Origin of the sequence: Streptomyces sp. NBC_01241, from assembly GCF_041435435.1 — a bacterium.
Lineage (GTDB): Bacteria > Actinomycetota > Actinomycetes > Streptomycetales > Streptomycetaceae > Streptomyces.
Window position 1 is genome coordinate 6,608,220 of the sequence record NZ_CP108494.1, and the last position, 21,128, is coordinate 6,629,347.

At 68.0% G+C, this 21,128-nt stretch carries 18 protein-coding genes; 12 read left to right on the plus strand and 6 right to left on the minus strand.

All coding sequences use genetic code 11. The features are described from left to right. Positions 1 to 29: 29 nt before the first annotated feature. Entirely contained in the window at positions 30 to 719 is a 690-nt protein-coding gene (locus tag OG306_RS29785) for a zinc finger domain-containing protein (RefSeq protein WP_371665797.1), read from the minus strand. A gap of 5 nt (positions 720 to 724) precedes the next feature. Continuing rightward, positions 725 to 1,651, minus strand: coding sequence for a helix-turn-helix domain-containing protein (locus OG306_RS29790; RefSeq protein ID WP_371665798.1), 927 nt, complete (start codon positions 1,649 to 1,651; stop codon positions 725 to 727). A gap of 1,153 nt (positions 1,652 to 2,804) precedes the next feature. On the opposite strand from OG306_RS29790, the gene OG306_RS29795 reads away from it, so the two are divergent. Genes OG306_RS29795 through OG306_RS29810 form a run of 4 tightly spaced genes read left to right on the plus strand, consistent with a single transcriptional unit; the run spans position 2,805 to position 6,435 of the window. Then, positions 2,805 to 3,275, plus strand: coding sequence for an XRE family transcriptional regulator (locus tag OG306_RS29795; RefSeq protein ID WP_311659085.1), 471 nt, complete (start codon positions 2,805 to 2,807; stop codon positions 3,273 to 3,275). A 36-nt stretch (positions 3,276 to 3,311) separates the two neighbouring features. Continuing rightward, positions 3,312 to 3,824 (plus strand): hypothetical protein, encoded by a 513-nt coding sequence (locus OG306_RS29800; RefSeq protein WP_371665799.1) that lies wholly within the window; start codon positions 3,312 to 3,314, stop codon positions 3,822 to 3,824. Continuing rightward, positions 3,821 to 5,029, plus strand: a complete 1,209-nt coding sequence (locus OG306_RS29805; RefSeq protein ID WP_371665800.1) for an MAB_1171c family putative transporter — start codon at positions 3,821 to 3,823, stop codon at positions 5,027 to 5,029. Before OG306_RS29800 ends, OG306_RS29805 begins: the two co-directional genes overlap by 4 nt. Beyond that, positions 5,026 to 6,435: an amidase family protein gene (locus OG306_RS29810; RefSeq protein ID WP_371665801.1), complete on the plus strand. Its 1,410-nt coding sequence runs from the start codon at positions 5,026 to 5,028 to the stop codon at positions 6,433 to 6,435. The genes OG306_RS29805 and OG306_RS29810 overlap by 4 nt, the downstream gene beginning before the upstream one ends. Positions 6,436 to 7,289: 854 nt before the next feature. Here OG306_RS29810 and OG306_RS29815 read toward each other — a convergent pair. The 3 genes from OG306_RS29815 to OG306_RS29825 all read right to left on the minus strand — a co-directional run bounded on the left by OG306_RS29815 (position 7,290) and on the right by OG306_RS29825 (position 9,262). Continuing rightward, a complete protein-coding gene (locus tag OG306_RS29815; protein WP_371665802.1) occupies positions 7,290 to 7,613 on the minus strand; it encodes a peptide deformylase in 324 nt (107 codons plus the stop codon). Positions 7,614 to 7,676: 63 nt separating this feature from the next. Beyond that, the gene (locus OG306_RS29820; RefSeq protein WP_371665803.1) at positions 7,677 to 7,904 is read right to left on the minus strand and encodes a hypothetical protein; all 228 of its coding nucleotides are present in this window, start codon (positions 7,902 to 7,904) and stop codon (positions 7,677 to 7,679) included. Between the two features lie 215 nt (positions 7,905 to 8,119). Beyond that, the gene (locus OG306_RS29825; protein WP_371665804.1) at positions 8,120 to 9,262 is read right to left on the minus strand and encodes a hypothetical protein; all 1,143 of its coding nucleotides are present in this window, start codon (positions 9,260 to 9,262) and stop codon (positions 8,120 to 8,122) included. Positions 9,263 to 9,611: 349 nt separating this feature from the next. Here OG306_RS29825 and OG306_RS29830 point away from each other — a divergent pair, with 349 nt between their 5' ends. The 7 genes from OG306_RS29830 (at position 9,612) to OG306_RS29860 (ending at position 18,806) form a co-directional block, all read left to right on the plus strand. Then, positions 9,612 to 12,233 carry a DEAD/DEAH box helicase gene (locus OG306_RS29830; protein ID WP_371665805.1) on the plus strand — a complete coding sequence of 874 codons (2,622 nt, stop codon included), beginning with the start codon at positions 9,612 to 9,614 and terminating at the stop codon, positions 12,231 to 12,233. After that, positions 12,230 to 12,859, plus strand: coding sequence for a 2'-5' RNA ligase family protein (locus tag OG306_RS29835; protein WP_371665806.1), 630 nt, complete (start codon positions 12,230 to 12,232; stop codon positions 12,857 to 12,859). Before OG306_RS29830 ends, OG306_RS29835 begins: the two co-directional genes overlap by 4 nt. Before the next feature lie 128 nt (positions 12,860 to 12,987). Beyond that, positions 12,988 to 13,725 carry a coenzyme F420-0:L-glutamate ligase gene (locus tag OG306_RS29840; protein ID WP_371665807.1) on the plus strand — a complete coding sequence of 246 codons (738 nt, stop codon included), beginning with the start codon at positions 12,988 to 12,990 and terminating at the stop codon, positions 13,723 to 13,725. Further along, on the plus strand, positions 13,722 to 14,813 hold the full coding sequence (locus OG306_RS29845; RefSeq protein WP_371665808.1) for a shikimate dehydrogenase: 1,092 nt from the start codon (positions 13,722 to 13,724) through the stop codon (positions 14,811 to 14,813). The genes OG306_RS29840 and OG306_RS29845 overlap by 4 nt, the downstream gene beginning before the upstream one ends. Before the next feature lie 25 nt (positions 14,814 to 14,838). After that, complete coding sequence (locus OG306_RS29850) at positions 14,839 to 15,942, plus strand: tyrosine-type recombinase/integrase (protein WP_371665809.1); 1,104 nt, start codon at positions 14,839 to 14,841, stop codon at positions 15,940 to 15,942. Between the two features lie 18 nt (positions 15,943 to 15,960). Beyond that, positions 15,961 to 16,317 carry a helix-turn-helix domain-containing protein gene (locus tag OG306_RS29855; protein ID WP_371665810.1) on the plus strand — a complete coding sequence of 119 codons (357 nt, stop codon included), beginning with the start codon at positions 15,961 to 15,963 and terminating at the stop codon, positions 16,315 to 16,317. Then, entirely contained in the window at positions 16,314 to 18,806 is a 2,493-nt protein-coding gene (locus OG306_RS29860) for a site-specific integrase (RefSeq protein WP_371665811.1), read from the plus strand. The genes OG306_RS29855 and OG306_RS29860 overlap by 4 nt, the downstream gene beginning before the upstream one ends. Here the strand turns inward: OG306_RS29860 and OG306_RS29865 are convergent. Then, on the minus strand, positions 18,767 to 19,378 hold the full coding sequence (locus OG306_RS29865) for a 2'-5' RNA ligase family protein (protein ID WP_371665812.1): 612 nt from the start codon (positions 19,376 to 19,378) through the stop codon (positions 18,767 to 18,769). The genes OG306_RS29860 and OG306_RS29865 overlap by 40 nt on opposite strands. Before the next feature lie 217 nt (positions 19,379 to 19,595). Between OG306_RS29865 and OG306_RS29870 the strand changes: the two genes are divergently transcribed. Continuing rightward, a complete protein-coding gene (locus OG306_RS29870; RefSeq protein ID WP_371665813.1) occupies positions 19,596 to 21,122 on the plus strand; it encodes an esterase/lipase family protein in 1,527 nt (508 codons plus the stop codon). Positions 21,123 to 21,128: the final 6 nt, after the last annotated feature.

The following is a 21,128-nucleotide window of genomic DNA, read 5'->3' on the forward strand; positions in this document are numbered from 1 at the left end:
GAACGTTTCTTTGGAGCAGCGGGCTGCGGTCAGGCGGCAGTCGCCGGGGCCTGGGCAGCCAGGGCGCGATCGACGCGACTGGGGTGGGCGGTGGCGAGCGGTGCATTGCCCCGGGCAGCGCCGTCGAGGGTGATGCGCCGGCGGCGGCAGGGCTCACCCTCGACGGCGTGGCACCACTCGCACGGCACGCTGAGCACGTCGGGGCCTCCGGCGGCGATGGCGGCTTCACGGGCGGCGCGGGCCGGGCGATAGGGGGCCAGTTCGGCGCGGACGGCGGCCGGGATGTAGGAGCCGACGGCGGCCAGCTGGTCCTTCAGCCCCGGCCGGTGCCGCCCGGCGATGAGTTCGCGGTGCGCCGAGGGGGCGGCCTGCCCCGTAGCCACGGCATCCCGCGCCGCCAGCAGCTCCGCCCGCCAGGCGTGCGGATTGTCCGGGTCGGCCAACGGGGTCGGGTCGGTGTGCCGGGCCAGACGTTCGCGGCGGTGTGCCTGCCATTCGCGGGCTACATCGGCCGGCAGGATCGGATACGGCGAGCTGACAATTCGCTTGCGGACGGCCTCGCGGATGTCCCAGCCCTGAGCGGTGGTCATCGGGACGTCGCCAAGCAGCTCGTGCCACATGCCGAGCTGGTCGCGGGCCTCGCCCGCGTCGGTGCGGATCGTGCGCGGGTCCAGGCGGCCGACGTAGGTGAGTACGGCAGCAACTTCACGTTGATTCAAGGCAGTTACTCCGTTCCAGTCGGTTCGTCGACGGCGGCGAGCAGGGCGGCCATGTGCGCCTCGGCGCGGGTCATGCCGGCCTGCGGCGCGGAAGAGCCGCCGGGCAGGGCGTAGAGGTTCGGGCGCTGGGGTGTGGGGCTGTGCTCGCGGGCGACCCAGGACTGCCAGTCGGAAGCCCAGGCGACGGCGGAGCGAGCGCTCCAGGCGGCTCGGTGGTGTCGCCACTTCGCGTCGGCGGCCTGGAGGCCCTGCTCGCCAAGGCGTGCGAGGTGTCCCTGCTGCTGGGCCCAGGACAGGCTTGCGTCGTCGACCTGCCAGTCCGCGGCGGAGGTGAGACCGGCAGCACTGCTGCTGCTGTACCTACGGTTCACCTTCGGTTCACTACTACAGTTCTGGGGGTCAGTTTCTGACCCGGAGGGGGGTCGTTTTCTGACCCGGGGAGGGGTCAGATTCTGACGAGGGGGTGCAGATTTCGACCCGGTCAGATTCTGACGAGGGGGGCCCGATTCAGACCCTGCCTTGCGGCAGATGCGGTGCTTGCGCAGCCGCTCCTCGTCCAGGTCGTCCAGGTCGGGAGCGGGGTCGGTGTCCGCCAGCGGTTCGACGTCCTCGACGCGCAGCTCAGCGTCGACCTCCTGGGCAGCCGCCACCTTCGCGAGCCAGGCAGCGGGGCGCGGCATGCGGTACACCGTGCTGTGCTGGGGGCCCTCGAAGTCGGCACATATCTCCAGGTCGCCGCCCGCGATCAGTGAGGTCAGGGCGCCGCGCACGGCGTTACGGCTGGCGTGCGTCCGCTCCATCAGCTCGGTGAGGCCCGCATAGGCGACGCACTGCTCGTCGGGGATCCGGTCGGCGATCGACAGGAGGACCAAGCGGGCCGTGCCACGGCTGGCACTGCTCTCCCAGGCCCACTTACGTGCCTGCCCGCTCATCGGGACACCGCCTTCACGAGGCGCGTGAGCATGGGTGTCGACGACGCGGGAGACAGGTGAGCGGGGGCGGCTGCCGCGCAGGCCGGGAGCACCGGCCTTTTGCGCAGGGCAGGCGGCATGTAAGACTCTCCTCCGTAGTGAAAGCCGCGCCGGGGTGCCCGTAGGAAAGGTCCGGTGCGGTAAAGGTGGGTAATCTCCGCCCTTGCCGGGGCGGGAGTGCCGTCAGGCGGCCGGCGTCCGGGAGTTAGTGGCTCCATGGGCGCCGTCGCTGTTTTCGGGGCTATGCAGCCCTGCTGGATCGCGCGTTCCGCATATGGCTCCTTATGCCGTCTTCTGCTGGGCGGGGTGCCCGGCGGGGGACGACGAACATATGCAGGCTGTGGCGCAAGATCCAGACCTTGCTAAAGGACTCTCTACAAGTCGTGTGGGAGGGCGTCGGCACCTGCGCCTGCGGGTGGGCCGGCCGGCCGGGACGCGGACAGCGCCATGATTGCCGCGACGGACTCGGAGATGAGCATCGCAGCGCCCCGTCGCGTCTCATGCGACCACGGTTTGTTGGACCAACCAGCCAAGGCTCACCGGGGCGTCATCGGTGATCCTTTGCCCGATTCGCCGGGATAGATCGCTCCGGCGGCCGGAGGCTCAGGAGATGCGCTGGTGGCTGCCCGGGCACATGCGCACGAACCCGCGACACGGGCCAGGCTCGGCCCTTAACCCCTGTACTGGTAGCGGAGAGTCACCGTGTGATCGGTGGTCGATGTCGCGCGTAGGGCTCGGTACGGGCCGCCCCCTGGCGTCGAGGAGCACCGTTGCCGCGGTTGCCCCGAACGTCGAGAGCGCGCCATTGTGTCCGAATTGCGGCGGGCGCCTGATACCTTCCGCGACAGAAAGACGATGTGGGTGAGGCGTTTCCACGGTCACCTCCGCGCTTTCCGGTCGAAGATCAAATCCTGGTGTGCCAGACGTGACGTATGTCGCTAGGGAAATGTGGCTCGCGCCACGTCGCCCGGAGCATTCCTGCCGGTAGAAACGGACAGGCCGACCCGAAATGGGCGGTGCGTGCCACGCGGAAACGTGCTGGTGAGGAAGAACTTTCCATACGCGGGATCGCGCCGTCAACTGGTGTTTATGGCGAGGTAGTGTGGTGGGTGAAGTGACGACGAAGTCCACCCAGAAAAGGATCATGGAAGAGTCGACCGAAGGCCAGGTGACCCCCCAGGGGCTCATGGACCGCCTAAACCGCCTGTTCGATACGGTGCACCCGCCCGATCGCGGCCCCTTCAGCAACGCCGAAGTGGCCGAGCTGATGGAAAAGCGAGGGCTGGGCAAGCTGTCCGCGCAGTACCTGTGGCTCCTGCGGACCGGGCAGCGCGATAACCCGACGAAGCGTCATCTCGAAGCGCTCGCAGGGTTTTTCGGGGTGGATCCCGCTTATTGGTTCGATGATGCCGTCGCCGAAAAGACAGTGCAGGAGCTGGAGTTGCTCGCACTGCTTCGTGACGCGAAGATCAAGAACGTTCTTCTTCGCCTATCCGACGTCTCCGCGGACGGAAAGGACGCCGTCCTGGGGATCGTCGAGAGCGTACGAAAATCCGAGGGGTTGCCACCCTCAACTGGCGCGTGAATCGGCCTTAGTTCAGTAAGTGATCAAGGAAAATCAATGTGGTCTGTACGCAGGCTGCGCCGGCCTGACCTCTTGGCCGAGCTGCGGCTCCCGCACGTCACCAATATCCGCGATCTCAGCGACGAGGTCTCACGCCGCACGGGACGGAATGTGGTCCTAGAGCCCCGTGAGCAGGCACCCTCCGTGTGCGGAGCATGCGCCGTCACGGAGAGTGCCTTCTACGTGTACTACGACCCGCGGACCAGCTGTCTGCACCAGGACCACATCATCGCCCACGAGTTCAGCCACCTGCTGCTCGGCCATCACAGAAACCGCCCGGCGTCCGCGCTCTCCTCGACGATCTTCACCAGCGTCGGTTCGGCCACCGTGGAGATGATGTTGGGGCGCACGAAGTACGACGAGGACGAGGAGCGGGACACCGAGCTTCTCGCCTCGCTGCTCCAGCGCCGGATCATCGACCGGTGGCTGCGCAGCGACGAGTCCTCCGGGGACGAAGTCCAGGACCGGGTCACGCACACGCTCCTGCGCCGACGGGAGGCCCGGCCGTGAAGGACTTGCTCCATCCGATCAGCCTCGTTGTCGCCACGCTCGGCTTCCTCTGCCTCCTGAGGGACGTGCCGACCCGCCGCCGTGATCCCGCCTCCACCGCGCTGGCCGCCGTCTTCCTGCTGTCAGGGCTGTCGTTCCTGTTCTCCATCACACCGATGTGGAACTACCTCGACCGCGTGCTCGGCACCGTCAACCTTTCCGTACCCCTCGCGCAGGGGTGCGTAGTCGCGCTCCTCGCCTGTCAGCAGGTGGTTCTCACCTACTGGGGGTCTCCGCCCGAAGTCGCCCGCCGGCGCAGTCGCCGGTGGCTCGGGGCCGGCTTCGCTGTGATCGCCGGGCTGCTGGTGCTGTTCGCTCTGCTGACGCCCAGCGCGCCGCGTCCGATCGACTTCACGCTGTACTACGCGCACGACGACTGGTACGCCGCGTACCTCACCCTGTACGTCACGGCCTACACCATCGGAGAACTGTTCCTCGCCCGCGCCTGCTGGCGCCTGGCCCGCCGAAGCACCCGCGGGTCCGTCCGCTATGGCCTGCGCATCGTCGCCCTCGGCGCTACCGTCACCCTCGGATACAGCGCGGTCCGCATCGGCAACGTGATCGCCGGCGCCTTCGACGCCTCCCTCGCAGATTGGGAGGGCTTCGCATGGACCTGTGGCGATGTCGGCGCCATGCTCACGCTCATCGGCTGGATCGTGCCCACCATCAGCGACCAGGCCCAGAGCGTCCAGTACCGGATCAAGCAGTACCGCAGCTACTACGGCCTGCGCCCCCTTTGGCTGGCGTTCTACAGCGAAGCGCCCGAGATCGAGCTGCCGATCGACCGAGTCGGCCCAGCCCAGAGGCGTCGCTTCCGCCGCATCGCGATCCGGCTCTACCGCCGAGCAGTCGAAATTCATGACGGCCGGTTCGTGATCCGCCAGTACCTCGATGCCACGGTCCGCGAGACCAGCGAAGCCCACCACCAGGCCCGAGGGCTTCACGGCCAGGAGCTATCTGCAGCTGTCACAGCTGACCAGATCATCGCCGGAATCGCCGCCCGGGCCGAAGGCGCCCGCCCGGCGCCCGACCAGCTCACCGAATTCGCCGACTCGGAACGCGAAACCAGCCGACCCATGGACGACATCGAGGCCCTCCTCGACGTCGCTCGCCACCTGCCCCGCCAGCCCGCACGAGCCCCCCACCTTGAGCGAGTCTCCGCATGACGACCGACCTCACCCACCAGCCCGCCCACATCCAGCTCCAGGCCCTGGACCGCCGCGAGATCTCCAGCCGCGAGCTGCTCGACCTCCACCTCGCCCGGATCGACGCCAGCCACGTGAACGCGGTCGTCACCCGTGACGACGGCGCGGCCCGGACCGCCGCACGAGCAGCGGACGAACGCCGCGCCCGCAACGAAAGTAGGGGAACCTTCGACGGCCTTCCCCTCACGATCAAGGACAGTTTCGAGACGGCCGGCCTGCGCACCACCAGCGGCGCCGAGGACCTGGCGGGTCACGTACCCGCACGGGACGCCGATGCGGTCGCCCGACTACGCCATCAAGGCGCCGTGATCATGGGTAAGACGAATACGCCGGCGTACTGCCAGGACCTGCACACCGACAACAGCCTGTTCGGCCGAACGCTCAACCCCCACGATCCTGAACGCACCGCCGGCGGCTCCTCCGGCGGCCCCGCCGCCGCAGTCGCCGCCCACCTGACTCCCGCCGACCTCGGCAGCGACCTCGCCGGCTCACTTAGGCTTCCGGCCCACTACTGCGGCGTCTACGGCCTGCGCCCCACGCATGGACTCGTCCCGGCTCGCGGCCACATCCCCCGCCCGCCGGGATGGATCACCAGCAGCGACATGGTCACCCCGGGCCCCCTGGCACGCCACCCCCGCGACCTCGGCCTGCTCCTCGACGCGCTGACGACACCGTCACCCGCCGAGAACAGCCCCTGGCTCGTGAAGCTGCCCACGGCGCGCCGAGATGTCGGCCAGCTCCGTGTAGCGGTGTGGGCCGAGGACGCGAGCTGCCCCGTCGACCGTGAAACTGCCGATGCTCTCGCCGCCGTCGAGCAGGCACTGGCCGCCTCGGGCATGAACGTCGGCCGCACCGCAGGACCGGTCGGCTTCGCTGGCTCTCTCCGCCTTTTCGAGCAGCTCCTCCACGCCACCGCGACGGCCGCCACCGACGATGAGACTGGCGCGGCTGAACTCGCGGCGGCGCGTGACCTGCAGGAAGATGACGCGAGCCCACGGGCCATCTTCCTCCGCCACCGGACACAGCCACATCGCTCCTGGCTCCGCGCTAACGAGGAGCGCCTCCGGCTTCGAGAAACGTGGCAGCGGTTCTTCGCCGACACCGAGCACGATGTACTCATCACCCCCGCTGCTCCCACTGCGGCGATCCCGGCCGGCACTCGCGCTCTCACGGTCGACGGTGTCGAGCGGAGCTTCTTCGACCAGACCGGCTGGGCCAACCTCACCAGCCACGTTGGTCTGCCCAGTCTGGTCATGCCTGTTGCGCGAAACGCGGACGGCCTCCCGATCGGCGTGCAGCTCGTGGGACCGACCTACTCGGACCGGAGCTTGCTCGCTATGGCCGAATTCCTGGCGTCGCTTCTCTGAGGGATGGCCGAGGGAATCAGTCTTTGACGCCGTTGGCCAGCGGTACGCGGATCGGCCAACGGAGGTGCAGCACGAGTTGCGCGCACACCGCTGCGACGACTGACGCTTCCCCATCGAAGCAGGTGTGCTCGGGGTAGTCGACCGCCCGGAGGTTCCACGGTCAGGGCTCGGCGTCTCACCGCAAACGACTCGTTAGCTAGGCCGCTGTCTGCTGAACGAATAGCCCCGGCACGTTGACGTAGTCGCTGGGTTCGCGTACATCGATCGGCATCGTGAGCCCGAGCAGCGGCGCCAAGTCTGCGAGGCGGGCATACGTGATCCCAGGGCGTGCACGTAGATCAGTTGAACCGTCCCCTCCTTGGCGACTGAGCTTCGACGACCGATGTCGATCGGAGCTCGATCGACGGGGATGCCCTTTGCCGGTGTCCGAGCTGCTGAACCGACCCCCGACTTCGGATCGGGCGGCTTTACCGGCAGGACGAACGTGCGGTGGGGGATCCGTGCCAAAGGGGTAATGAGATGATCTTGCTCGATGAGTGATGAGCAGAATTCTGGTGTGCGGTGGGGCAGGGTGGCCCGGCTGCTTGAGCGTCGGCGGGAAGTTCGGCTCCAGCGGGGATCCAGCCTGTTGTCGCGGGACAGGGCAGCGGATCGAACCACTGAAGATCTACGCGGCGTGGGCCGGCGAGAACAGCCGTCGGCCCGCCGGAGGCTGTCCCTGGATGAGGCTGCCGAACGCGCCGCCGACTACTTGGAAGGCCGGTAGGACACCCCCCTTGTTCTTCGCAGGACGGGGGATGAACGGTCCCCTGCTCAAGCAGAGGACTTTGCGGAAGCGGTCAGGAGTCGTAAGGCTAGGCACGGCCACTTTGTGGGTAATCCCCGACAGGAATGGGCTCGACACCCGGACGCATCCGCGACGTGTAGAGCAGACCGTCGAGGTGGTCGACCTCATGAGCGACGAGGCGCGCGAGACCGCGCTCGTAAGCGGTGGTGACCGTGGTGTCGTCGAGAGTGGTGGTCTGAACCGTGAACACCAGCGGGCGGGGGGCCATGTCGCGGACATCGAAGAGGGACAGGCACCCTCGTACCCGGGGGCGCCGTACTGGACGACGCCGATCTCGCGCATCCGCTGGCTGGGCTGTACCACGCTCACCTGGCTTCTTCTTGGTTCGCATCTTATTGGGTCCTGGCGGCGCGCAGCGTCATTCGCGACGGTAGCGGCGTGCGGGGTAGTCGGGTCAGCCTCCGAGCGGGATTTCAGCGATGGTCTCCCAGGACATACGCCAGCCGCCGGTATCAGCCGCGGTGTCGTAACGGACATTGAGCAGGTGGAGGGTGTCGACGTGCAGGGGTGCCCGGCGCGGGGTGAGGGCGCGCAGCGCACTGTTGAGCCGGTCGGAGTTCGCCGTGTCGTATAACGGTAGCGTCGGATATTGGATCTCTCGGAATGCCCGAAGGTTTGCCATAGTTCGTCCTTCCAGTCATCCGTGCTTGCCGAGTGTCGGCAGTCCGCCCGAGACCGTTCGGATACTGCGGCCGCGCCGACTCGCCCGCTTGCCCAGCAGCAGTTGACGGGCCATCGCGCTCCACTGCGCTGCCTCGTCTTGGTTCCCTACGGCTCTCTGTTCCCGGCCGGCCGCGAGCATGGCCGCACGTGCAGGGCCGGGCCTCCGGGGCGGGGTCAGAAGAACGTCATCAGTTCGACGCGCTTGTCCTTCGGGTTGAATCGGAGTCCGATCGTGAAGGTCCGGTACCTACCGTCCTCCATCTCGACGTCGACCAGCGCTGTGTAGAGCAGGTTCCCGTACGTGTCGAGGCGCAGGTTGTACAGATGCCCCTGTGCCACCAGCTTGCTGACCGCGACATCCAACGCGGGCTGCTTCAGGTGGAGCAGGCCGGCCTGCTCCATGGAGTCCCGGTGCTTGCCGTCCTGGAGGTACCCGTACCGGCCTGGGGTCATCCAGATGTCGGGGGACTCCAGGTGCGCGGCGTCAGGGCTGAGCGTGGCGAGCGCCGAGCGGTTGTCCTCGCGGTTCTGGCCGGTGAGGTGGCTGTTGATGCGGTAGCCGAGGAATGGCAGGAACAGCGTGTCGATCACTGCTGTGGGCGTGAAGCCGAGTGCTTCAAACGGCAGCCCCGCGCCGTTTGGCTCGGCACCACTTTCGCACACACCTTCCAGGATCATGTCGCCCACGCGAAGGCCCGAGTTCATCAGGGACAGACCCAGGTGCTCCTTAAGGGCGCTGCGGTCGGTGCAGTCGGCGTGCCCGATATAAGCGGGGTGCTCAGCAGCGCTGGCGGTGAGCGTGTTGGCCTGCTCTTCGGAGAGGTTCGTGACGTATACGCAGTACACCTGAGAGGGGTGGATGACTGTGAACGGCTGGTGGTAGACGACGCTCTCATCCATGGCCGCCTGTACCTCGTCGGCGCAGTCGTGGAGGATGTCGCCGCGCAGGATCGAATTGACCGGGACGCCCTTCCTCGGCCGTGGCAGACCGGCTATCCACGCCTCCGCCACGTCTATGCCGTAGAAGCCGTTGGAGCTCAGGGAGGCCACCGCGGAGTCGAAGAGGAGAGCGATCTCCCTGCGGCGGTGGTCCGGCATCAGCGCCTTGGCGAGGCTGCTGTAGGCAATGTCCAACTCGGCGAGGGTCCGGGTGACCCGGAGGTGATCGGCGCGCATCATCCGGTGGAACGCCTCGTCGGTCAGGTTAAAGGTGTCCCGCATCGCAGCGAGGAGGAGGTTGTTGTGGGTCGTGACCAAGTGGATGTTGAACGGTCCGGCCAGCAGCTCTTCCCACGTCGTCGGGCTGTCGGCGGCCATGCCTGCCTCCTAGTATCGGGGTCACCGCATGATGGGCGAATCACGAGGCTATGCGGCCCGGTACACGCGCAGCTCCTGATTTTCGGCGGGCTTCGTGTATAGCCAGCCAAACCCCCGGCCGCCGGATCCCACCAGCCGTAGCGGGCGATGGTCTTGGTCGTAGTTCCGGCAGCGCGAACACTCGTGCCCTCTGCACGGCCCCATTCGCCAGCACCTCGCCGGTACTGGCCTCAATTTGGCTCATGTTGGACTGAAGAGGGTGCACCTGCCCGTGTGCCGCGAGACAATCGAACTCCCCTGGCCGCAGGCGTGGTCTGCCGTTCAGGCCCACTTACCAAGCGGAGATTTCGTGGCATTTCAGCGCCGGAGCGGCAGCGGCCCAATCAACCAAGCTGATGACCCCGAGCAGTTGTATCGGCTGCTAGCCCGGTCGAACAACGGACCGGATTCGGTCTGGGGCCACCAGTCGAAGGTCCTGGAGAGGTGGCACGCCGAGCACTACTCCGATGCTGATGTGGCAATTGAGCTTCCAACAGGCGCGGGGAAGACCCTGGTCGGAGGGTTGATCGGCGAGTTCCTCCGGCGCAGCGAGGGAAGCCGGGTCGCCTACCTTTGCCCCACCAAGCAACTTGCCCGGCAGACAGCCAGCAGGCTCGCTGACTACGGGATCCCGCAGGTTCTGCTCACCGGCCGGGTTCCGACTTGGAATCAGGCCGACCGGGCCCAGTTCGACTCCGGTCGTGCTGTCGCGGTCAGCGTCTACAGCCACGTCTTCAACTCCAACCCAGCGTTGGCGGGTGCCGACTTGTTGGTCCTGGATGATGCCCATGCTGCGGAGGGTTACGTTGCTGGGCCGTGGAGTCTGGAGATCTCCCGTTCGCATCACGAGAGCGCCTACAACGACGTGCTGTCGGCACTCTCGTCAGCGCTGGACCCTTTGGTCTACAAGCGGCTGGTTACCCCCACCCCGGATGGCCAGTACCTGTCCAGCGTCTACCTTGCCTCGCCGCTCGGCGTTGCCGCCCAGTCCGCCGAACTCGAAACGGCGTTGAGCAACGCCGTCGCAATGGGAAAGGTCAGCGAGGACGCCACTCATGCATGGCGGTTCATCGAGGGCAGGGCGGCCAGGTGCATGGTCTACATCTCGTACAACCACATCCTGATCCGACCATTGATTTCGCCCACCTTCCAGCACCCCGCGTTCAGCGAACCCAGCCGAAGGCTCTACATGAGCGCGACTCTGGGCGCCGGCGGTGAGCTGGAGCGCAGCTTCGGCCGACGGAAGATCAAGCGGATTCCCGTCCCGGCAGGGTGGGACAAGGAAGGTACTGGCCGTCGGTTCTTCGCCTTCCCTGAACTGGCCGAAGACCTTGCCGCAGACAACCAGAAGCTCGCCCCCTTCGTCGCTGGCGTCATCGCCAAAGCTGGCCGGGCCGTCGTCTTGACGCCGGACAGCCGCACCGCCAACACCTTCCGGAGCCACTTCCTACCAGCCGGCTACCCCACCCTCACCGCCAAAGAGGTCGAGGACGACCTCAGCCGGTTCACCTCCCAACCGGCCGCCGCCCTCGTACTGAACAACCGCTACGACGGCATTGACCTCCCCGATGGTCAATGCCGTCTGGTGGTCCTGGTCGGGTTGCCCGCGAAGGGAGATCTCCAAGAGCGTTTTCTCCATGGCTCTTTGGGTGCCGTGGAAGTCCTTCAAGAACGAATGCGAGCCCGGATCCAGCAGGGCAGCGGTCGAGCAACGCGGAACCTTCGTGACCACGCCGCCGTGCTGGTACTGGGCAGGGATCTGACCTCGTACCTGACACGCCGTGAGACTCAGGCGGTCATGCACCCCGAGATCCATGCAGAACTCGAATTCGGCGTCGATACCAGTCTGGGCTTCTCCTCGACCGCAATGCTGGAGAATCTCGATGTTTTCACCGAGCATGCGGAAGCGTGGGCAGCCGTGGACGACGACATCGTCGCTGCTCGCGAAACTTACAGTCGCGCCGAAGCTCCCGGTGTAGCTGACCTGCAGCGGGCTGTGCGACACGAGGTCGTTGCCGCCGAAGCCATCTGGTCCGGCGATCAGCACTTCGCACTCGATGCCATCAGGAGCGTCCTGGACAAGCTCCGCGGCGACCGCACGCCCAAGCGGTACGGGGCCCTGTGGAGCTACCTGGGGTTCAGCATCGCTCGTCAGCTCGCGGACAAGACCGGCGATCCCAGCCTCCGGGAAACGGCGGACATCTACTATCGGGAGACCTGGAAGAACAGCCAGGGCACTACCTGGCTGTCACACCTTGCGGCCCCGGCCGAGCGCGATGCCGCACCCCAGCCACCCGAACTCGCCCTCACCGATGAAGTCGCAATGCGTAATATCCTTGCGGCCACGGATCTGGCTCGCGTCGAAGCCTTCGAGGCCCTTCTCAGTGCGCGGGCCGGGCTGGAAGGCGCCGAATACACAGCGTACGAAGCAGGACTTGTTCACCTCGGCAGGCTCGCCGGCGCGCAGCCCAGCTACGGAAACGAAGGCGATGAAGGCGACGCCCTCCCGGATGCTGTGTGGATCTTCAACGAAGCCCAGTGGGTTGTATGGGAGGCGAAGAGCCAGGCGAAGGACACTGGGCAGATTGGTGCCGATCAGGTCCGGCAAACCGGTGCGCATCTGCGGACAGCAGAGAAAGACCAGGAGCAGGCTGCCCCAGGCGACTCGGTGTGTCTACTCGCATCGCCCAAGAGCAAGGTGCATTCGAGCGCCCACGCGGTCGCCGAGGAGAACGTCTACTGGGTTCGCCCGCCCGAAGTCCTTGACCTTTTCGACCGCCTATCTCGTGCCTGGCAGACAGCCCGAGCACGAGGACTGGCGACGCTATCAGTTCCCGAGCTGGCATCAATTTTCAAGGCGGAGCAGGCCCTACCTTCCCAGTGGCTGTCTGCGCTGAGAAGTCGCCCGCTTTGGAAGGACCCCGCGTCATGAAACCGTTCGTGTTGCAGCATGCACAGGATGTGTGGCCCGAGGGTGAGACCTTGCTCCACGTCTACATCTGCCCTCGGGAAGAAGACCGTGAGCTGACTGCGCTCGTCACACGCGCGCACGACGCGCTGAAGGACTTCCCGATCACACCGGTTGCGCCGCCCTGGCTGCACATCACCGTCGACCAGATAACCGACCGTGTGGGAGCAGCGATCACTCCGGCCGAACGCGACGCCCTCGTAGCGGAGCTGGGCAAGCGCCTCGCGGACGTCGAGCCGTTCGACATCATGATCGGATCGCTTGAGTCGTACGAGACCGGAGTGATCGCCGACGTCCATCCCGACGAGCCCCTCAACGACCTCCACACCACCGTCCGCGCCGCGATCCAGACGGTCCGCGGGCCCGACGCGACGGGCTACCCCGCCAAGGTCCCGCACCTCACTCTCGGATACGCGGCCGAGGAATGCGACTCCGACCAGGTCCAGAGGAAGCTGCGCAACGGAGTACGCCCGGGGCACGCCCCGATGGGGGTGGACGCCGTTCACCTCGTGGACGTCACCGCGGACGCACAGGCCAAGACGATCACGTGGGACCACGTCGCGACGATCCCGCTCGGTGCGGGCAGCTGAGGATCGCCGCTCAGTCCGCCGAGCGCGAGCGAACGGACCGGGCGGCGACGTCGGCCGCGTACGCTAGCCGCCGCCCACACCCGGCTGTTCGGTGTCCTGACCGCCCACTCCACCCGGAGCCGCATCTCATGAGCACCACCGGCGCCTTCCGCGCGTTCGCCCTGGAGCCTTTCCCCACCGTCACCCGCGGCGATGATCTTTCTGGCCTGATTACGGATGTCCTGTCCGCTCAGGCCACGGATTTGCAGGACGGCGATGTGATCGTTGTCGCCTCGAAGGTCGTCTCGATCGCCGAGGGGCGGTTTGTCGATCTCGCGGGTGTGACGCCCAGCCCGGCTGCCCTCGACCTGTCCGCGCGCACCGGTAAACCGGCCGAGATCGTGGAACTGATCCTCGGAGAATCCAGCGCCCACTTCGTGGCCGGCGAGCGCGGGCCGATCATCGCCCGGCACCACCTCGGATATCAGCTGACGTCGGCCGGCATCGACCGCGCCGGGCCCGACGGCGCGTGGTTGCTGCCCAAGGACCCCGACGCATCTGCCCGCGCGCTGCGCGACGCAATCACCGCATTCAGCGGCGCCACCGTCGCCGTGGTGATCGCCGACTCCGACGGACGCGCAGACCGGCGGGGCGCCACCGTCATCAGCATCGGGGCCGCGGGCATCGCACCGCTGCGTGTCACCGAGCACGCCGAGCCCGGCGGGAAGACGAAGCGGCAGGAGGAGACCCTGACTGACCTGGTGGCCGCGGCAGCCGGCCTGATCCTCGGACAGCGAGGCCGCGGCGCCCCCGTCGCCGTGCTGCGGGGCATCGCCTACGAGCACAGCGACGAAGGAGTGGCCGCGATGCTCCACCAAGCGCCGTGACACGGCTCGCCCTACTCGGGTCCCCCGTCGACGGCGCGCTGTCGCCTGTTCTGCACCGGGCGGCCTACGCGGCGATCGGCTTGCCCTGGACGTACCACGCGATCGAATGCCAACCACAGGATCTGCCGCACTTCCTGGGCACCTTCGACGGCAGTTGGCGCGGCTTCTCGCTGACCATGCCGCTCAAGCAGACCGTTGTCCCGCTCCTGGACGAGGTGTCGGACACGGTCACGCGGATCGGCGCGGCGAACACCATCGTCGTGACACCCAGCGGCCGACTCCTCGGGGAAAATACCGACCTCTACGGCGTGATGCAGGCCCTGCGCGAGGCAGACGTGACCACCGCCACCACCGTCACCGTGCTCGGTGCGGGGGCGACGGCCAGCACAGCGCTCGCTGCCGGACGCGAACTGGGCTGCGATCAGGCAGTCGTGATCGCCCGTGACACAGGCAGGGCCAGTTTCCTGCTCCGGCCGACGGCCGAACGAATCGGCATCAGGATCAGCATCAAGCCGTGGACAGCCGTCGACCATCACCTGGCCGTCGACCTCGTCGTATCCGCTCTGCCACCCCATGCTGCGGATGCCCTCGCCTCGCTGTGGACACCAGGCACCGGCACCCTCATGGACGTCGTATACCGTCCCTGGCCCAGCCGTTTCGCGCACGCCGCCCAAGAAGCCGGGCGGCGCGTAGTGGGAGGGCTGCCGATGCTCGTACACCAAGCCGCACGACAAGTCGTCCTCCCAGACGGGATACTCCCCAGCGCCGGTCACCGAGATGCTGCTGGCTGGTCAGTCCGAGATCCGCCAAGTCGCGTGAGGACTGGCCACGCCATCCCCAAAGAAGAGCCAAGCGTGCCGGCTCGGCCCATGACGGTTCGTTCGGACTCAACAAGTGGGCGCCGTGCTATCCGAGCTATTCGGGAAGTTCCGATCCCCGACTGCACCATTAAAGCCTCGGGAATTGCATCAGATGGGCGCGTTCGCGCTGGTCGCCTGATCGGCGAGCCTTTCGATCCTACCCACAGAGGCGTCGCAACACGCTGCTCTACCTGCCTACTTGGCGAGCCGATCCCTTCTGATGCATGATTTATGCGTCAGAAGGGATCGGTTCATGGTGCGTCAGCCGAGGGTGGAGTTGGCGGGATCGGCCAACTTGGAACTCGTCTCGGGCGTGGTTCATCTCCGTCCCGAGGACGCGGTGTGGGAGGCGATGCTAAGCGGCTGGAGGTCGCAGCAACAGGCCCGCAATCTGAGGAGGGGAACGTACGGGCCTCGCGAGATGCAGGTCCGCGCCTTCCACGTCTACACGAACGAGTACCCGTGGCTCTGGACCCCGGCCCACATGGACGAGTGGTCGGCAACCCTGACCACAGAGAAGGGGCTCGCTCCTTCGACGGTCCGCGGCTACCAGGGCACGTTGCGGCTGTTCTCCGAGTACATCATCGACCCGCGGTACAGCTGGGCGCTGGTCTGCGAGGAGAGGTTCGGGACTCACCCCGTGGCGATCTGCCACGAGTGGAACACCATCCCCCACCTCCAGGGCTACGAGGGCGATCCCGAGGCCCGGCCGTTCACCCGGACCGAGCTCCAGCGGTTCCTCAACTTCACGGACGACCAGGTCGAACGGGCGCTCCGCAGCGGACGTAAGGGCGCGCTGGCCGCCTACCGGGACGCCACGCTGTTCAAGGTCATCTACGGGTGGGGGCTGCGCCGGACCGAGGCGTCGAAGCTGGATACGGTGGACTTCGGCAGGAACCCCAAGGCCCCGCAGTTCGGCCGATACGGGACGCTCAACGTCCGCTACGGCAAGGCCAAGAAGGGCCAGCCCCCGCGGCGGCGGAACGTCCTGACGGTGATGGCCTGGGCCGCCGAGGCAGTCCAGGACTACGCCGAGAACGTCCGGCCGCTGTTCGGATTCCCCGACCACCCGGCCCTGTGGATCACCGAGCGCGGGGGCCGGCTGCGGCCCGGCTCGATCAACGACCGGTTCGAGGAGTACCGCGATGCACTGAAGCTCCCGAAGGAGCTCACTCCCCACTCCCTGCGGCACTCGTACGTCACGCACCTGACGGAGGACGGGGTCGACCGGCGCTTCATCCAGCAGCAGGTGGGCCACGAGTGCGACAGTTCCCTGGCGATCTACACCCACGTCAGCGACGACTTCATGAACACTTCCCTGCAGAAGGCACTGGCTCCGGCGTTCGCCGGGGTGTGACGAGGAGAGGGAAACGACGTGGCGACCGCCAAGCTCGACTACCAGTGGCACCTGCGCAAGGTCATGGCCGACCGCGGGATGTTCTCGACCACCGACCTCATGGAGCCGTTGGAGGAACGCGGGATCAAACTCTCCTCCAGCCAGGTCTACCGCCTGGTCGTGGAGCGGCCCGAGCGGCTGAGCCTGAAGATCCTCATGGCCCTGCTCGACCTCTTGGACTGCCGCATGGAAGACCTGATCGAACCCGTCAGCGTCGCGGGCGCCAAGAGCCGGCCGAAGAAGGCCGCGGCCAGCGGCGGTTCGACCGAGTCCCTGTCATCCGGACTGGGCAGCCTGCGGCCCAAGCGGGCCAGGATCGCCGGAGGGGACACGTGAGCACCGCCGCCGCGCACGACCAGGACGCGGAAGCACCGCCCGAACCGCTCGACGAACTCGTCGACGTCCTGTGCCGGGTGGAGACCTCACTCCCGCGCACCGTCGTCCGCGCGGTGACGGCCGCAGTCGTCCAGCAACGTGCCCGGCAACGACGGCTCGCCGCCGAACTGGCCGCGGCTCCTGATGTGCTGAGTACCGGGAAGTCGCCTGCCCCGATCATCGTCGGCAAACTGCTGCTCGCCCTGAAAGAAGCCGGCGCCCAGCAGCTCGCCGCACCGGTGTGCCGACGGTGCGGGCGCCCATGCCTTGCTCTCGCCTTCGCCAGGCGCGAGTGGGGGTGCCGCGCGTGCGTGGGCACCCAGACCGCGCACGCGGCGTGCACCGGATGCGGCCAGGAACACCAGGTCCGCGGGCGTGACCTCCTGACCCGCCCGTACTGCGGCCGCTGCTACGCCCCGGACGACGTGACGACGCCGCTAGTGGAGGCTGTCGCAGGGATCGACCCGTCGGTGGATCCCGAGACGGTCGCCGCCGCGCTGGAGCGGGCCGACAAGCGCACCTCCGGACGCCGCCAGATCGCCGCCGCCGTCATCGCGCGCCCCGAACTGCTCACCGGCGAAGGCGCCTCGGCGCCAGTACCGGGAGTCCTGCGCTTCATCGAGGAACTGCACGCGGCGGGCGTCCGGGCCGTGGTGGTGCCCCCGTGCCCCGCCTGTGGCCGGCACAATCCGCTGAGGAGACCCCTCGGCGCCGTACGGGTGTGCGGCCACTGCGCCGCGAAGGCCCACAGCTCCCTCTGCTCGCGCTGCGGGAGGACGAAGCCGATCAGCCATCGCGACGAGCACGGTGCGGCGCTCTGCGAGCCGTGCTGGTCGAGCGACCCGCGCAACCGGCAGGTCTGCACCGGGTGCGGCAACCTGCGCCGCGTGTACGGGCGCACCGAGGCCGGCCCGGTCTGCCTGCAGTGCCGCCCCCGGCTTGAACGCACCTGCTCCATCTGCGGGCGCACCGGCCGGGGGACCGTCTCCCGGGCCACCGGAAAACACCTGTGCGACCTGTGCAAAGGCCACTGGATCGTCTGCTCGGGATGCGGCGGCAGCGGCCTCGTCCGCGGCGGGACGCTCCAGGACCCGCTGTGCGCCCGCTGCGTCAACCCCGACCCGGCCTTCTGGAAACGCTGCAGGGTCTGCGACACCACGTGGCAGCTCACCACCGCGCCCTGCACCCGGTGCAGCCTCGACGCCCGCCTGCGCGAGGTCTTCACGGCCGCCGACGGCAGCACGGCACCCGAGCTGGACCGCCTTCGCGAACGGCTCGTCCAGGTCGACCATCCGAACTACGCGATCACCTGGCTGCGCAAGGCGAACGTCCAGTCCACCATCACCGCGTTGGTGCGCGAGCACCCGAAGATCACCCATGCCGCGCTCGACGCCATGCCGCCGAGCAAGACGCTCGACCACTTCCGCTCCATGCTGATCTCCACCGGAGCCCTGGAGTTCCGCGACGAAGGCTTGGTGCGGCTCGAACGGGAAGTGGACGAGACGATCACCCGGTACTCTCCGGGCGAGCACCAGCGCGCCCTGCGCGGCTTCATCGACTGGCATCTGCTGCGGCGGCTGCGCGGACGGCTGGAGGACAAGCCCGCCAGCCCCCAGCAGCTGCGCAACGTCAAGAGCCACCTGGTGGCAGCCGTCGCCTTCCTGCGCTGGTTGGAAGGCTGCGGCACGACGCTGAGCCGATGCGCGCAGGCCGACGTCGAGAAGTACCTGAACACCAAGCCCGCGTACGCGAAGCAGTGCTCTGCCTTCGTCCGGTGGGCCGTGCGGCACCGGTACGCCAAGAGCAGCATCAAAGCGCCGGCAACCCGGTGGACGGGCCCGGCCGGACCGCACGACGAGGACGGACGCTGGGCCCTCGCCCGCCGTCTCCTGCACGATGAGACGCTCCCCACCGCTGACCGCGTCGCCGGGCTCCTCGTGCTGCTGTACGCCCAGAGCGCCAGCAGCATCCACCGGCTGACTACCGATCACGTCACCCAGGACGGCGACCGCGTCCTGCTGCACCTCGGCCCCCGGCCCATCCAACTGCCCGCGCCCCTGGACGCCCTCGTGCGCGACCTCGTCGCCTCCCGCAGCGCCAGCACCCTGATCCGGACCGAGAGCCACTGGCTCTTCCCCGGCCGCAGCGCGGGCCAGCCCCTCCACGAGAGCCTGCTGCAGCGGCGGATGAACGCGATCGGCGTCAAGGCCCGGCAGGGCCGGAGCACCGCGCTGTTCGCCCTCACCCAGCAGGTGCCCGCCGGCCTCCTGTCCAAGATGCTCGGGGTGCACATCAGCGTGGCCGTGGCCTGGCAGCGCGCGAGCGGCGGCGACTGGATGGGGTACGCCGCCGATGTCGCCGCCCGAACCGCCATCCGCGCCGGCTCCCAGGCACCAGACCCCTCGGACGCTCAGCCGAGCCGGACTTCGTCGACGACGTCCCAGGTGTAGTAGCCCAGGTCAGGGTGCTGGTACTGGTTGACGAGGTGCACCCGGTCGATCGTGACGTCCACGCGCGGCGGCCGCAGCGCCCGCAGCGCACGGTTCAGGTCCCGGTCGGGGAAGTCCGCACGGGCGTACGCCAGGGAAGCGTGCGCCCTGTACTTGGCTTCCTTCCTCCGCAGGGAGATGCCCGGCGCCCTCTCGGCCGCGGCCCGGACCCGGTCGTTGAGCGCGGCCATCCCGTCTTCCGGGTAGACCGCGACCGTCACCGCGGTGACACCGGGCCACACCGGCCCGAGCTGGACCCGGAAGGGCTGCATGCCGACCAGTTCGTCACGCAGAGCGCCGCGGAGCTGATCCAACTGCCCGGCGTCGAGGGCGTGGTGGATGCCCTGGACGGTGGAGTGCAGCCACCGCTCCGGGATCACCCCGAGCTGCTCGCCGTACTGGGAGAGCAGTTCGGCGTGGGCCCGTGCGTAGGCGCGGAACTCCTCGTACTCGCTCAGCAGGACGAGGACATGCGGAAACGGACCGCCACCCTTCCAGACCTTGCTGGGAACGAAGAAGTTCTCCAACGCCATCCTCCCGAACTCAACTCCCACTGGCCGTAGTTCGGCAGACTACCGGCCGAAGCCGGCAACCACCGGCGGTTCCCGGACGCACCCCGGTCGTACGAACCTGGTCCGGTCGACAGGCCGGAGAGGGCGCCGCCACTGGAAGCGTGGTCGGCCCGCAGTCCTCGGTTTTCTCGGTGAAGTCCGTGTGAGCGGCAGGTACGCTCCCCTATCGTCGGGTGGCATGAGAACTGTAGGTGAGAACGGGTTCGGGTATGCGGCGCCGTACACAGGTGTAGGGACACCGCCGGTACGCGATGACCGGACATCGGACGCCTGCATCGTGGTTCCCGGCATCATGGGCAGCGTTCTGAACGACGCCGCCACGAGCCGCCCGCTGTGGGGGGTGGACCGGGCCATGCTCACCAACCCGAGAGCCGGTTACGGGCTTTTCCGCAGCCTGCACGCGGACGAGTCGGAGCAGGCCGCCGACGCCGACACCTTCCGGCGGGCGCCGCTGACCCGGATCCGCGCGACCGCGCTGGTGTCCAAGCCGTGGTGGCTGCCTATCCTCGAAGGTCTTGAGCCCTACACCGACCTGGTCAAGGCCCTGCGGAGGGTCACCCCAGCGAAGGACGCGGTGGAGGCGTTCCCGTACGACTGGCGGCTGTCCGTCGACTACAACGGTGCGGCGCTGGCCTCCTATGCCCGTGCACACCTGTCCAAGTGGCGGGAGCGGGCGGCGGCGCTGCCCGGGGCGGATGGCCGGCAGCCGCGGTTGCTGTTCGTCGCGCACTCGATGGGCGGGCTGGTGGTGCAGGCCGCGCTGGAGCAGGACCCCGAACTCGCCGCCGACACCCGGACGGTGATCACGGTCGGGACGCCGTTCCTCGGCTCGGCAAGCGCCGTCCTCACGCTCAACCTCCTGCACGCCGAGGCCAGGCCGAAGTGGCTCCAGCAGCGAGTGCAGGCAATGGCGGCAACGCTGCCGGGCGTCCACGACCTGCTGCCCGGCTACCGGTGCCTGGACCGCGGTCTGGAAGCCGACCGCCTCACCCCCGCCGATGTCGCCCGGTTCGGCGGCGACGCCCACCTGGCCGCGCGCTCCCTCGACGCGCACACCCGCCGCTGGGAACGCCAGTTCGTGATGCCGGGGCACCGGGCGATCGTCGGCGAGGCCCAGGCGACCGTGCAGACCCTGCAGGAGCAGCGCGCCGACCGCTCCCTCGTCGCAGCCCGCTACTACTCCTTCGACGTCGACGAGGATGGCGAACTCGCCCGGGACCCGGCCACCGGAATCCCCACGCGTCGTGACAAGCGCGGCGACGGCACCGTTCACCTTCCCTCCGCCCAGGTCGGCACCGAGGCGATCACCTACATCTTCGGTCAGCACGGAACGCTGACGTGCCACGACGACGTCCTGCGGCAGGTGGTCAACATCGCCCTGGAACGCCGCCCCGGTCCCCGTCTGGCCGGTGAGAGCAAGGGCCCGGGCCTCGAAGTCCCACGCCTCGGTGGGGTGTTCGGCGAACCGCTCGCCCTCCACGCCACCGGCCTCGACAGCCCAGCGGGCGTGACGCTGAACATCACCAGCGCCACCACCGGCCGCCCGGGACACCCCCTCACCCTGCGCCGCGACCCCGACCGCACGGACGGAGCCCTCACCGCCCGGTTCACCGCCGACGCACCCGACCTGTACCGGGTGGTCCTGGATACCGGCGGCCACGTGCCGATCTCCCAATTCGTCCTCGTCACCGAGCCCGACGCCTGAACCTGG

Bases quoted from the DNA above. Each gene is read 5' to 3' on its own strand.
- OG306_RS29790 (WP_371665798.1), bottom strand. From the start codon at position 1,651: ATGAGCGGGCAGGCACGTAAGTGGGCCTGGGAGAGCAGTGCCAGCCGT.
- OG306_RS29800 (WP_371665799.1), top strand. From the start codon at position 3,312: ATGTGGTCTGTACGCAGGCTGCGCCGGCCTGACCTCTTGGCCGAGCTG.
- OG306_RS29810 (WP_371665801.1), top strand. From the start codon at position 5,026: ATGACGACCGACCTCACCCACCAGCCCGCCCACATCCAGCTCCAGGCC.
- OG306_RS29815 (WP_371665802.1), bottom strand. From the start codon at position 7,613: ATGCGAACCAAGAAGAAGCCAGGTGAGCGTGGTACAGCCCAGCCAGCG.
- OG306_RS29820 (WP_371665803.1), bottom strand. From the start codon at position 7,904: ATGGCAAACCTTCGGGCATTCCGAGAGATCCAATATCCGACGCTACCG.
- OG306_RS29825 (WP_371665804.1), bottom strand. From the start codon at position 9,262: ATGGCCGCCGACAGCCCGACGACGTGGGAAGAGCTGCTGGCCGGACCG.
- OG306_RS29835 (WP_371665806.1), top strand. From the start codon at position 12,230: ATGAAACCGTTCGTGTTGCAGCATGCACAGGATGTGTGGCCCGAGGGT.
- OG306_RS29840 (WP_371665807.1), top strand. From the start codon at position 12,988: ATGAGCACCACCGGCGCCTTCCGCGCGTTCGCCCTGGAGCCTTTCCCC.
- OG306_RS29850 (WP_371665809.1), top strand. From the start codon at position 14,839: ATGGTGCGTCAGCCGAGGGTGGAGTTGGCGGGATCGGCCAACTTGGAA.
- OG306_RS29865 (WP_371665812.1), bottom strand. From the start codon at position 19,378: ATGGCGTTGGAGAACTTCTTCGTTCCCAGCAAGGTCTGGAAGGGTGGC.
- OG306_RS29870 (WP_371665813.1), top strand. From the start codon at position 19,596: ATGAGAACTGTAGGTGAGAACGGGTTCGGGTATGCGGCGCCGTACACA.